This window comes from Candidatus Clavichlamydia salmonicola, assembly GCF_015356765.1.
Classification (GTDB): domain Bacteria; phylum Chlamydiota; class Chlamydiia; order Chlamydiales; family Chlamydiaceae; genus Clavichlamydia; species Clavichlamydia salmonicola.
Genome location: NZ_WTCQ01000003.1, coordinates 132,076 through 145,348, shown reverse-complemented (window position 1 = coordinate 145,348; position 13,273 = coordinate 132,076). Strand labels below are relative to the sequence as shown.

At 33.1% G+C, this 13,273-nt stretch carries 13 protein-coding genes; 10 read left to right on the top strand and 3 right to left on the bottom strand.

From position 1 onward, the window contains the following. Positions 1 to 23 precede the first annotated feature (23 nt). From dnaK to CLAVI_RS03775, 10 genes are all read left to right on the top strand, one after another. On the top strand, positions 24 to 2,009 hold the full coding sequence (dnaK, locus tag CLAVI_RS03820; protein WP_194844270.1) for a molecular chaperone DnaK: 1,986 nt from the start codon (positions 24 to 26) through the stop codon (positions 2,007 to 2,009). Positions 2,010 to 2,132: 123 nt separating this feature from the next. Beyond that, positions 2,133 to 4,217, top strand: coding sequence for a ribonuclease R family protein (locus CLAVI_RS03815; RefSeq protein ID WP_194844269.1), 2,085 nt, complete (start codon positions 2,133 to 2,135; stop codon positions 4,215 to 4,217). A 38-nt stretch (positions 4,218 to 4,255) separates the two neighbouring features. Next, positions 4,256 to 4,888 carry a DUF502 domain-containing protein gene (locus CLAVI_RS03810; RefSeq protein WP_194844268.1) on the top strand — a complete coding sequence of 211 codons (633 nt, stop codon included), beginning with the start codon at positions 4,256 to 4,258 and terminating at the stop codon, positions 4,886 to 4,888. A gap of 81 nt (positions 4,889 to 4,969) precedes the next feature. Beyond that, positions 4,970 to 5,134 carry a hypothetical protein gene (locus CLAVI_RS03805; RefSeq protein WP_194844267.1) on the top strand — a complete coding sequence of 55 codons (165 nt, stop codon included), beginning with the start codon at positions 4,970 to 4,972 and terminating at the stop codon, positions 5,132 to 5,134. A gap of 8 nt (positions 5,135 to 5,142) precedes the next feature. Further along, the gene (locus CLAVI_RS03800) at positions 5,143 to 5,304 is read left to right on the top strand and encodes a small basic protein (RefSeq protein ID WP_194844266.1); all 162 of its coding nucleotides are present in this window, start codon (positions 5,143 to 5,145) and stop codon (positions 5,302 to 5,304) included. A 32-nt stretch (positions 5,305 to 5,336) separates the two neighbouring features. Next, positions 5,337 to 5,846: an rRNA maturation RNase YbeY gene (gene ybeY / locus CLAVI_RS03795; RefSeq protein WP_194844265.1), complete on the top strand. Its 510-nt coding sequence runs from the start codon at positions 5,337 to 5,339 to the stop codon at positions 5,844 to 5,846. Between the two features lie 15 nt (positions 5,847 to 5,861). Further along, positions 5,862 to 7,172: a hemolysin family protein gene (locus CLAVI_RS03790; protein ID WP_194844264.1), complete on the top strand. Its 1,311-nt coding sequence runs from the start codon at positions 5,862 to 5,864 to the stop codon at positions 7,170 to 7,172. A 76-nt stretch (positions 7,173 to 7,248) separates the two neighbouring features. Then, complete coding sequence (locus tag CLAVI_RS03785) at positions 7,249 to 7,611, top strand: STAS domain-containing protein (protein WP_407644617.1); 363 nt, start codon at positions 7,249 to 7,251, stop codon at positions 7,609 to 7,611. A gap of 52 nt (positions 7,612 to 7,663) precedes the next feature. Further along, entirely contained in the window at positions 7,664 to 9,562 is a 1,899-nt protein-coding gene (locus CLAVI_RS03780) for a DUF3604 domain-containing protein (RefSeq protein WP_194844346.1), read from the top strand. 399 nt (positions 9,563 to 9,961) lie between these two features. Next, the gene (locus CLAVI_RS03775) at positions 9,962 to 10,732 is read left to right on the top strand and encodes an MqnA/MqnD/SBP family protein (protein WP_194844263.1); all 771 of its coding nucleotides are present in this window, start codon (positions 9,962 to 9,964) and stop codon (positions 10,730 to 10,732) included. 115 nt (positions 10,733 to 10,847) lie between these two features. Here CLAVI_RS03775 and CLAVI_RS03770 read toward each other — a convergent pair whose 3' ends face one another. The 3 genes from CLAVI_RS03770 to CLAVI_RS03760 are packed head-to-tail and all read right to left on the bottom strand — an operon-like array spanning position 10,848 to position 13,267. Further along, positions 10,848 to 11,849 carry a UPF0158 family protein gene (locus tag CLAVI_RS03770; protein WP_194844262.1) on the bottom strand — a complete coding sequence of 334 codons (1,002 nt, stop codon included), beginning with the start codon at positions 11,847 to 11,849 and terminating at the stop codon, positions 10,848 to 10,850. A gap of 15 nt (positions 11,850 to 11,864) precedes the next feature. Beyond that, a complete protein-coding gene (gene dapF, locus CLAVI_RS03765; protein ID WP_194844261.1) occupies positions 11,865 to 12,686 on the bottom strand; it encodes a diaminopimelate epimerase in 822 nt (273 codons plus the stop codon). After that, positions 12,683 to 13,267, bottom strand: coding sequence for an ATP-dependent Clp protease proteolytic subunit (locus CLAVI_RS03760; RefSeq protein WP_194844260.1), 585 nt, complete (start codon positions 13,265 to 13,267; stop codon positions 12,683 to 12,685). The genes dapF and CLAVI_RS03760 overlap by 4 nt, the downstream gene beginning before the upstream one ends. Positions 13,268 to 13,273: the final 6 nt, after the last annotated feature.

Genomic DNA, 13,273 nt, shown 5'->3' with positions numbered 1-13,273 from the left:
GTTTAAATTAAGGATAAATAATCATGTCAGAAAACAGTAAATGTAGCAAAATTATAGGTATTGACCTTGGAACAACCAACTCATGCGTAGCTGTCATGGAAGGTGGTCAAGCAAAAGTCATTATATCAGCAGAAGGCTCTCGGACCACGCCTTCTATTGTTGCTTTTAAAGGTAATGAGCGTTTAGTTGGGGTTCCTGCTAAAAGACAAGCTGTAACTAATCCAGAAAAAACACTAAGCTCTACAAAGCGTTTTATTGGGCGTAAATATGCTGAAGTAGCTTCTGAGATTAAAAATGTTCCATATAAAGTAATAGCTGACTCTAAAGGGGATGCTGTCTTTGAAGTAGATGGACAACAAAAAACTCCAGAAATGATTGCTGCAAACATTTTAATTAAAATGAAAGAAACAGCTGAAGCATATCTTGGAGAAACTGTAACAGAAGCTGTTATTACAGTTCCTGCTTACTTTAACGATGCTCAAAGAGCTTGCACAAGAGATGCTGGCCGTATTGCTGGTCTTGAAGTAAAACGTATCATTCCAGAGCCTACTGCAGCAGCACTTGCCTATGGTATTGATAAAGTTGGCGATAGAAAAATTGCAGTCTTTGATCTTGGTGGTGGTACATTTGACGTTTCTATTTTAGAAATTGGTGATGGTGTATTTGAAGTACTTTCTACAAATGGTGACACTCATTTAGGTGGTGATGATTTTGATGAAGCAATCATTCTTTGGATGATTGAAGAATTTAAAAAATCTGAAGGCATTGATCTAAGTAAAGATAAAATGGCGTTACAGCGTTTGAAAGATGCTGCTGAAAAAGCTAAAATTGAGCTTTCTGGCGTTCCATCTACAGATATTAATCAACCATTTATTACAATGGATGCTTCTGGACCAAAACACCTTTCTCTAACACTTTCTCGATCTCAATTTGAAAAATTAGCCCAAGATCTTGTTGAGCGTACTAAAGAACCATGCTTTAAAGCACTAAAAGACGCTAATCTTTCACCTGAAAATATTGATGATGTTCTTCTTGTTGGTGGTATGTCACGTATGCCAGCAGTTCAAGAAGTGGTAAAAGCCATTTTCAAAAAAGAGCCTAGCAAAGGCGTTAATCCAGATGAAGTTGTTGCCATTGGTGCTGCTATTCAAGGTGGTGTTCTTGGTGGAGAAGTAAAAGATGTTCTTCTACTGGATGTCATTCCTCTTTCATTAGGGATTGAAACAATGGGTGGAGTCATGACTTCTTTAGTTGAACGAAACACAACAATTCCTACACAAAAAAAACAAGTCTTTTCAACTGCAGCTGACAATCAGCCTGCTGTCACTATTGTTATTCTCCAAGGGGAAAGACCCATGGCAAAAGACAATAAAGAAATAGGAAGATTTGATCTTACTGATATTCCTCCTGCTGCACGAGGAACCCCTCAGATTGAAGTAGCTTTTGATATTGATGCTAATGGTATCTTACATGTGTCTGCAAAAGATATGGCAACAGGTAAGGAACAAAAAATCCGTATTGAAGCACAATCTGGCCTTGCAGAAGATGAAATTCAAAGGATGATTAAAGAAGCTGATTTGCATAAAGAAGATGATAAAAAACGTAAAGAAGAAACTGAGGTTAAGAATGAAGCAGATGGAACTATATTCCGTGCTGAAAAAGCTCTTAAAGATTATAAAGAAAAAATTTCAGAGAGTTTAGCTACAGAAATTCAACAAAAAGCAGATAATGTAAAAGAAGCTTTAAAAGATGGAGACATTACAAAAATTAAAACTGCTTCTCAAGAATTAAGCACTCATATGCAGAAAATTGGCGAAAGCATGCAAGGGCCTGCTCCTCAAGGATCCACGACTGGACCTTCAGAAAGCGCTACCAATGAAGGAGATAATTTAAAAAATCATCGCTTCACTACAGGACCTTCAAACAGTAATGATCAATCAAGTAAAAACAATGAAAACATTGAAGAAGCTGAAGTTGAAATCATCGACGATGAAAAAAACAATAAATAAATTTTTTTTAAAAATTTCAATAGAAAAGCCTTCCCTTAATGGTAAGGCTTTTTTTTTCAATACAAAAATACTTCTTTATAGCAAACTGATAGACAACTCATCAAAAAGAAACCTTATTATACAGTGATAGAAAAAAAAAATAGGCACCAACCTTTCAGAAAAAAAAAGATTCAAAATTCAGACCAATGTGATTACCCTGATTTAATAACAGGAACACTTTCTGTTCATCCAAGAGGATTTGGTTTTGTCCAGCCTACTGATATGTCTATTTTTCCTTATGATATTTTTATTCCCCCATCTTTACTGCATGGAGCTCTTGATGGAGATCTTGTAGAAGTTATTATATGTGGCCCTCGTTCTGATAATCCTAATGAAACTAAATGGAAAGGCTCTATTAAACGTGTAATCAAGCGTGGCCGCCCTTATTTAGTAGCTATTATTTATGAAATGCTCAATGCAAATGTTGCTTTAATAGGTGTCCCTGTTTTAGGAGCTGATAAATTATGGAAAGCACATGTTTGTCCTGATATAGAATGTCATCCTGGAGACCGCATTGTTGTTGAAAACATTCCTTGGAAAAATAAAGAAAGACATGGTCATCTTATTATTTTACAGATGGTTCGACTAATTGGTCATATTGAAGATCCATTAACAGATATTCCTACAGTTCAAGAAGAATTTAGACTTCCTTCATCTTTTCCAGATGAAGTCATCGCTGAAACTAACGCTTTTAATAAAAATTTAATAGAACAAGAAATTAGCAAACGAGTTGATTTACGTTCTCTTGAATGTTTTACTATTGATGGAGCTACTGCTAAAGATTTTGATGACGCTGTTTCTCTTTGCCTTGATAAGCAAAAGAACTTTATCTTAGGTGTACACATAGCTGATGTATCCCACTATGTTAAACCTCATTCAGCTATTGATAATGAAGCTGCAAGTCGCGCTAACTCTGTTTATTTTCCTGGCACAGTCCTTCCTATGTTACCATCTATTTTATCTGATGATTTATGTAGTCTAGTTCCTGGACAAAATCGCCTTGCTGCTTCTGTTTTTATGAAATTTAACCCACAAGGTGATCTTCTTTCTTATGAATTTTCTAAAAGCGTTATCAATAGTAAAGAACGTTTTACGTATGATCAAGTAGATGATATTCTTCAAAAAAAAATCTCACATCCTTTTGATGATACTCTTTGTTTAATGCATCAACTTTCTAAAATTTTTCAAAAACAAAAGACAGAACGAGGATGTTTGCGCTTTTCTCTTCCTGCTCTTTCAATACAATTGAATGATCAGGGCGAGCCAATGGCTTTTCAAGTCTCTCATCAAACTGATTCTCATCAATTAATTGAAGAATTTATGTTAAAAACCAATGAGACTGTTGCTCGTTATCTAACTATGAATGTTCCTACAACAGTTTATCGTATTCATGAAAAACCAGATGAACTTCATTTAGCAAGCTTTAGAGAGTTAATTCGTGCTTTAACAGATATAAATGTCTCTCCCGAAGTTGCTGATGACCCTGGTTATTACCGAGATCTTCTTAAAGCAACAGAGTCATTACCATTAGCTGATTTTATTCAAGCAGCCTTTATTAAAAGTATGAAAACAGCTGTATATTCTATTGAAAGAGAAGGTCATTATGGCCTGCATTTACAAGATTATTCTCATTTTACTAGTCCAATCCGCCGTTACCCAGATTTAATTATTCATAGACTTTTGTTTGAACCTGAAACTGTTCAATCAGATTTCTTAGAAGAACTTTGTAGACATTGCTCTGGAAAAGAACGTACTGCAGCAAAAGCTGAATTTTCTTTAGAGCGTATAAAAAAATTACGCTTTTTTAGAAATTTACAAGAACAAGATCCTACTAAATTATATCATGCGTTAGTCACAGGAATAAAACCAGAAGGCATTGCTTTTACTTTACCTTCATTATTTTATGATGATTTTATTCCATTAGCTGCATTACCTCACTCTTTAAGATCATCACGGAAAAGTAGGCATGATGATTCTGGTAATAATAATGAACTAAAACCTGGTGACCCTCTTTTTGTTTCTATACATTCAATCAACTTATATAATTTGACTGTTGGCTGGAAAGTAGAAGATCCTAGATCAGTAAATACACCTATAAAAAAAGAAAGAAAAAAATCTTCTGGCATTTCTAAAAAAGAAACGTTACAAAAAAAAACAAAAAATCCCTAAAAAGAATTAATAATATTTTTTTTCAACAAGGTTAACGCATGAAAAAACATTTTATCACTGGCCTTGTTTTATTAATGCCTTTGGCTATTACTCTCTCTATTTTTTCGTTTTGTTTAAATATTTTGACCCAACCTTTTCTTGGAGTGACTGCAAAATTTTTTGAAGGTCAGCCTTGGTATTCAGAAAATCATACTCTTTGTATTTTTATATTGCAGATTTTCCTCCTCATTGGGTTATTTTTTGCAACTGTCTTATTAGGGTTTTTAACCCGGATGATGCTGTTTAAATCTCTTCTTTCTCTGTATGATCGTATTCTTCATAAAATTCCTGTCATTAAAACTATCTATAAAACAGCTCAACAGATCATAAAAACTTTATTTGTTTCTCATTCTGATTCTTTTAAACAAGTCGTAATGGTTCCTTTTCCTTTTCCTTCTGGTCGATCTCTTGGATTACTGACTGGTGTAGCACCAGGTATGAAAGAAACAGAAGATGATGATGGTAATTCATGCTTATCTGTATTTATTCCTACTGCTCCTAACCCTACATCAGGGTTTTTAATTATGTTTCCAAAAAAAGATCTTATCTTTTTGGATATGAAGGTAGAAGATGCAGTCAAATTTATTATTTCATGTGGTGTAATTTCTAAAGATACTTTTCCTGATTCTTAAAAAAACACACACACATCTTGAAAATTTTTCGAAAAACAGGTAGCCTTTTCTCTTACTTTCAATAAAGGAAGCGGAGTCTTTATGACTAGAATTAGTAAACAAGGAAGACGGCGCGCTGTTTCTCCTAGAAAACATAAAAATCGTTATGCATTAAAGCAACCAGTTATACCTGCTTATCTACCATTCAAAATGCATGAAAATGCTTTTGGGCCTAGCGATTCTGTTTTTGTTCCAAAAATTAAATAGGATATATCATGTCCAGACACCCTAGCTATGGCAAATCTACAAAGACTGCAAAAAAACGTAATGTCTTAAAAAGATTTGAGCGTATTGATGTTTTAAAAAAATTAGGACGTTGGAGTAAAGAAAAAAATTCTCGTGTTACTGGTTTGCCTAAAACAGATTTTATTGAGTAATTTTTAGCTCATAACCAATTGGATTGTTGGACATGTTAGTTTCAGTTTTCAATTGTCAAAAAAAATTTCCAATTTGTTCAAAATCGGTAAAGATCCTTCTAATTTTTCTTTGCGATTATCTTAAAATTGCTACTGATCATATTGATATTCGATTTGTTTCAGACAGAAAAATAAGAAAAGATCATGAAATGATCTTTAATGATCCATCTCCTACAGATGTGATCTCTTTACCTATTGACCCTCCAGGATCTGAATCTTTTCCTTCAGTTCTTGGAGAACTTATTGTTTGCCCTGAATTTGCCTTTAATTACATAAAAGCAAAACATCTAGATTCAGATAATCCATATTTTTTTTATCGAGAGCTTACTCTTTATATTGTACATGGTTTATTACACCTAATAGGATATGATGATATCCTTGTTTCTGATAAACAAAAAATGCAACGCCGTCAACGAACCATTATGCTTCATTTAGAAAAAGAAATGGTTTTAGTAAAGGCGCCAACTAAAAGACGTCCCCCAACGTCTATACAAAAAGAGTAAATATAAACTACTGTCATGTCTATTGATCTATTTATTGCCACTACCTTGGCCATTTTCATTTTTTTTCTTACTACTACTTTTTTTTCTCTAAGTCGAATGGGTGGTACTCATGCTCCTCTCTTAAAAAAACATCGAACTTCTTTTGGATTAAATGTCAAAAAATGTTTATCTGAACTAGCTTGTTTTGATATTTCTTTATTTTCATTAAGCTTATCTGCAAACATTTTACGTGTCCTATTTGTTGGATTTTCTGCTATTGCTTTTCTTGCTTCTGCTCAAATTTCCATTCCTACCTTCATCACCCGTGCTTTTTTAATTTTATTGACTGACATGGTTTTTGGAAATTTCATTCCTAAATTATGGTCTGTAAAAAAACCTGGCCAAGCATTAACAACTACTTTGATTATTTCTTGTGCTATTACCTGTCTATTACTTCCTTTTACTTTTTTTATACTCAAGCCCATGTCTGCTATTAAACGAAAGGGCTCTGATAATTGTGAGACCTCTGATGTAAATAAAATGGAAGACTTAAAAGATAAGCTGATAAAAATTTTGAGAGAAGCTGATATTACAGAAGAAATGACAGCTGAAGATTTTAAATTAGTTAAATCTGTTTTTAAATTTAAAGATCTAGTTGTTAGAGAAGCTATGATCCCTCGAGTAGATCTGTTTTCTTTATCAGAAGATACTTCAATCCGAGACACAGCTCAAGCAATTATGAAAGAAGGCTATAGCCGTATTCCTGTTTATAGAAACTCTTTAGACAACATTACTGGGCTTATTCTTTTTAAAGATATCCTCCAAGTTTATGTAGAACATAATGAAAATCCAAATGCTTCAAATGCTTTGGAACAATCAATTAAAACTCTCCTTAAACCTGCTTTTTATACTCCTGAAATTAAGAAAGTTTCTTTTCTTCTTCAAGAATTCAGAGAAAGACAACGTCATATGGCAATTGTTGTTGATGAATATGGTGGGACAGAAGGTATTGTTACAATGGAAGATGTTTTAGAAAAAATCGTTGGTGACATTGTAGATGAGTATGACATAGAAACAGGCGCTCTTTATAAAGAAGATGAAAATGGATGGATTGTAGATGCCCGTATGGCCATTTCAGAAGCTGAAGCCATATTTCATCTAAAAACTCATCAAGAAGGCCATTACGACACTTTAGGTGGATATATTCTTCATAAAATTGGCTCTGTTCCTCAAAAAGGATTGAAAATTCATCATAAAAATTTTGATATGGAAATTTTAAGCTGCTCCGAACGTAGTATCAAAAAAATACGCATCAAGCCTCTTCCCCATTTTAATCACAAATCATAAAAAGATTTAAAAAATAAAATTTGTATGTAATAGAAAAAAAAATATTTTCCTGCTAAAAAGAAAATTCTGAATTTCTATGAAGGACAAAACCATGACTTCTGAAGCATCAAAACGTCCAAATGCTTTTCTTTTTTCTGTTAAAGGTCGTCTGGATGGTGTTACTTCTCCTGATATTAAAAATCAGATAGATACAATCTTATCCACAGGGTATCAAAACCTTATCATTGATTGTTCAGCTTTAGAATATATCTCTAGCGCAGGTATCCGTGTACTTTTGCAAGGTTATCATCAAGCAGAAAAAAATCATGGAAAAATCGCTCTAACAGGCGTTTCTAATGACACTGAACAAGTTTTATTTGTGACTGGATTTTTACCTTATTTTAAGCTCTTTGCTTCTAATGAAGATGCTTTTGCATTTTTCAACAAAGAGGAAGCTTGAGAAAAAGATCTTTGTGATATATCATACATTATCTAAAAATACACTCTGTACTATGCGCCGTTCTTTTTGTTACACAGAGCCCTCATTAGCTAGGGCTGGTCAAATCTTCACTTGGCAATTCCATTATACCTCTGGACAATCTTTACCTAAAGGAAGCAAAATCAAATTTGATTTGCTGACACAAGGCCGTCCTGTTGACTGGGAAACACCATCTGTCGACCTTAAGAGAAATAATAATGTGATTTACTTAACTTTTGGAGAGAATATTATTGTTCCTGGGAAGGTATCTCGATCACCTAATTCATCTTCTCCTACTTTTGAATTTACCCTTCCATCTTCTTTAGAAGCTGGGGAAGATTTAATTATTGTTATGGGAGCTGCTCCAGATACAGATCCTTTACAAAATGGTAATGGAGCTCAGCTCTTTGTTCAAAGACGTAAACAATTTCAATTGTCTATAGATAGTAAGGGAAAGGGCAACTATGATCCTCCTGAAATATTTTCTATAGATATTCGTGGAAATGTTCTTAATATCATCAAGGTATTAGCTCCATCCTGTGTTTCTAAAAATAAACGTTTTGATATTACAGTACGTTTTGAAGATGAGTTTGGCAACTTAACTGGTCTTGCTCCAGAAGGAACTTTAATTGATCTTAGCTATGAACATTTACGAGAAAATCTAAATTGGCGTTTATTTGTCCCTGAAACTGGCTTTGTTACACTACCGAATCTTTATTTCAATGAAACTGGCTTGTATAGAATTCAGTTAAAAAATATTAAAACTGATGAAATTTTTGTTTCTGCTCCTCTTAAATGCTTTGCTGAAAATACTCATAATCTCTTGTGGGGTCAGTTACGGGGAAAGTCTGAAAGACCAGAATCAGATGATAGCATTGAAGGTTGCTTGCGTCATTTCCGTGATGAAAAAGCTTTTAATTTCTTTGCACCATCTCCACTTGATTCTGCAGAAGACACCACTAATGAAGCTTGGAAAGCTATTCAACAAAATATTAATGATTTTAATGAAGAAGAACGCTTTATTACCCTCCCTGGGATGCAATACAAAGGCGATGCAGGAAAAGAAGGCCTTCGGCAAATTGTTTACATGAAAGAAGGTAAACCAATTTTAAGAAAGAAAGATCCTAAAAGCTCTTCTTTAGCTAAAATTTATAAAAACGCCTCTCCTAAAGAACTATTTTCTATTCCAATTTTATCAATGGCTAAAGGTCATCACTTTGACTTTGAAGAATTTAATTCTGACTTTGAGCGTATCGTAGAAATTTATGGTATGTGGGGTTGTTCTGAAAATTTAATATCAGAAAAGAATCCTTATCCAATCAAAGGACCTATTGGAGAAGTTCCTGAAGGTAATATTATTACAGCATTAAAAAAGAATAAACGCTTTGGATTTATTGCTGGTGGATTTGACGATCGAAGCCCTTTTAATAAAATGATGGAAACAGATCAATCAGTATATCCTCCTGGTCTCTGTGCAATTTTTTGTTCTAAATATAATAGAGAGTCTCTAGCAGAAGCTCTTTATAATAGACATTGCTATGCTACAACTGGTCAAAGAATTTTAGTAGGTTTTTTTGTTACAGGTGCACCTATGGGTAGCGAATTATCAACAGAAATTAAACCTGGCTTACATGTAAATAGACATATCTCAGGATATGTAGCAGGTACCTCAACAATCTTATCTATACAAATTATTCGTAATGGAGAGCTATTACATGCATTTACTCCTAACAGTAATAATTTTGATTTTGAATATGATGATATGGTTCCTTTAAAATCTATCACTCTTAATCCAGAAAAAGATGAAGATGCACCTTTTGTATTTTATTATCTTCGTGTGATTCAAGAAGATGGCATGGCATGGAGTTCACCTATTTGGGTAGACGTCCCTGTATCAACTGCCCCTACTATAGAACAAACACCTAAGGCTTAGTGATATTATTTTTAAATGACATAACCTCATAAATATTAATGTAAAAAAATTAATTTATTTTTTTATTAAAATATGATTTTTACAGCTGAGTTTAGTATATTTTATTAAATTCAGCTTTTTTGTTTTAACTTGATTTATACAGATATTTTTTTTTTAAATAATGTTAGCGCTTACAAGATTAATATTGGACAATATTTTATATCTAAAAGTACTCTAGATCTGACTTAGCTAAAAGAAGGTCTTTCAAACTTTTTTTGTGATAATTTCTTTTTGTTAAGCAAAAAAAGGATGTGTATCTAATGACTTTTTATAAAAAATACATGATCACACATGTTCACATCCTTAATGAATTTATGAACAAGCCGGGTAAGCACCGGTTCATATATCTTTGGAGTCAGTATGAAATTACCACTAGGACTTGTCGGTTACGTGAATGCGTTACCTCTTTCGCTTCCTTTAAATCTTGAATTTGAAATAGAGCCTGTATATGGCACTCCTATTGAACTGGCAGAAAAATTAAAAAATGGATCTCTTGATGTAGCTTTAACTAGCAGCATTTTAGCATGTTCTGAAAATTATGATTTTTTGCCTGGTTATGGAATAGCCATGAAAAGTAAAGGATATAGCACAAATTTATATCATTGCTCTGATTTTTTTTCTAAATCTCGTCCTACTGTAGCTGTAACATCAGAAACATTATCTATAGGAATATTATTTAGAATACTTTGTACTCAATATTGGAATATTTCTCCTGAAATTATTTCTTTAAGTCCCTATGATATTGTTTATAAAGATTTTGATGCTGTTCTTCTCATTGGAAATCAAGGTCTTGAAAATCAAGAAATTCCAGGCTTCAAAACACAAAATTTAATAGAAGCATGGCATGATTTTACAGAACTTCCTTTTGTTTCTTCTCTCTTTCTTTTACGACCTGGATTTTCTCAAGAACAACGCTCTTTACTAGAAGAACAAATTACTCGTGCTCTAACATGGAGTAAGACAAACCCTACTCTTGTTTTAGAAGCTTCATCTCAATTAACTAATATCAATAGAGAATTACTGTTACGTCACTTTAAATCTTTACGCTATAAATTAACAGATCTTGAAATGGCAGGCTTTGAAGAATTTTGTAATTTTTATAATAAGCTCATTCTTCCTGTATGCAGGTAAGGTATGTTTTAATTTTTTTCTTTGAGATCATGCTTATATTAAATAGATGAAAGACAAAAAAAATATCTCTTGTTATCCAAGAGATATTTTTTTAGAACAAACTTTATTAGAAAACTTAGGCCTTCTTTTTCGTTTTTTTTGCTTTCTTTTTAGTAGCTACTACTTTTTCAATATCATCATCATCATCATCTTTACCAGCAAATAATGACATCCCTCCCTCAGCAAAACCTAAATCAAAACCTAATTTAGAAGAAAGTTCTTTTAGCGCTTCACATTTTTCAGTCAAACTTTGCATCTGTGCTTGATGACCATAGCGACCAGATCCTCTTAAATGTGCTAAAAATTCTTTTTCACTATCAAATTTCTCAGAAAATGTGATCGCTGAAGCTAATGGAATATGGGGAAGAAATAGAAAACGTCTTAAGACCATAGGCACTTGTGTATAAATATCACTAGATACTAATGTTTCTGTTTCTACTTTTGCAGATTGTTTTGGAGGTCGCCCTCTTTTGGGCCGTGGGTTTAATGCTTCATTAGAATAATACATTTTTGCTTTATTCAATAAAACTTGTCTTGCTTGCACAACATCTTTTGGAACTTTTATATCAAATAAATGCACTTTTGTTTGCTCTAAAAGATCTTTGGTAAAATCTAAATCTTCTTCAAAAACAAATTCAAACCGATTATTTCTTAGCCATTCAATAATACGAATACGAGAACGTTCTTGGTAAAATTGTTGCCATTTTTCTAATTCATTTTCATGGTCATAGATAAATTCTAAAAATTGCTCACGAGCATCTTTAGATTGAATAATTTCTAAAAAACGTTCTTTTGTATCAATATCATAAACTTTTTCATTAACAAACGTTTCCATGATTTTTTTAACTTCATAGAATGTTAATTTAGGAAGCAATACATAACGTTCTGGGTTAATTTGTAATTCTGCATGAAATTTAGTTAAATCTTCTTCATCTTTTTCTAAATCAGCATAAATAATAAACCCTTCTACTCGATCTAAGTAAAAATCACGCTCATCGTCTGACTTAGCAAAAGCATCCATTAAACGATTGACCCTTAATAATAAAGGACTATGAGGCTGAGGTAGATTATTTTTCATGATAACACCTATTTTTTATGATTCTTGTGCAAGGCTTTCTACAGACAATAATTCTACTGAACCTGTAAGTATTACCCTAGCTGGGGACCCATGACGCCCAATTGTGAATTTTTTTCCTGATATAGGAATTACTTCTACCCTTGAATCCACATATCCTTGTCGAAATGCTAAACAAAAAGCTGCTAACGCCCCTGTTCCACATGCTACTGTCTCTCCTTCAACACCTCGCTCATATGTACGCATGCTGATTAAAGAGGAATTTTCAATTTTTACAAAATTTACATTGGTCCCTTCTGGATCAAATTTTTGATGAGAGCGTATAGCCTTCCCTTCTACGAGAAGATCTATTTCTCTTAACTCATCAATAAAAATAACCAGATGTGGGACGCCTACTAATACTTTGTAGCATTGATAATTTTTAGTACCTATCTCCAAATGCACTTCTTCTATAGAATTTGGAACTATTTCAGATAAATCTAAATTAATTATTTTATTCTCTAGCCAACCTTTAAAGTGACCTGATTCTGTATGTATTATCCAAGATGTACGTTCAGTAGTAGTAGCTAAGTGATATACTAAACCCATCATACCATTTCCACATACAGGAGCTGGAGATCCATCAGGATTAAAAAATCTCATTCTACATGTACCATCAAAATGATCTGTATAAAAAATAACACCTTCAACATCTTTAGCTCCATCTTGTCCAGGCTGAAAAATTGTAGAAAGCCAAATATCTCTTAAGTTAAGAACTAAAAATGTACTGCCTGATACTGAATACTTCCACAAATTACAATTGCTTGCAGAATCAGAATTTTTTTGAAAATGACAAATCATATTAAATCATTAAAAGAAAATAGAACACCATCTAATAAGCCAAAATTCTTGGCCTCATCTGCACTCATCCATGTATCACGATCAATAGCTTTTTCTATTTCTTCACGTGGTTGACCACTATGTTCTACATATAAATTTACTAATCGCTCTTTTGTCTTAGCAATTTCTTTAGCTTGAATATTTAAATCTGTTGCTTGCCCTTGTATGATACCACCTATAGATGGTTGATGGATCATAATCCTTGCATTAGGAGTAGCATATCTTCTACCTTTTACTGCACATAAACTTAAAACAGAACCCATAGAAGCAGCCAAGCCAGTAATAACTGTATAAACAGGAGATGTCATTAATTTCACTTGATCCCATACAGCAAAACCTGCATCCACTGATCCTCCAGGACTATTAATAACAAAAATGATTGGCTTTCCTGGATTCGTTAACTCTAAGTACCATAATTTACGAATAGCATCAGCAGCACTTCTTGCATCAACAGCCTCTGAAAAAAAGATTCGCCGAGAATCCAAAATTACAGATTCTATAGTATCTTTTAAACTACGAAAGTTATCTTCTCTATTTGCCATGTATAA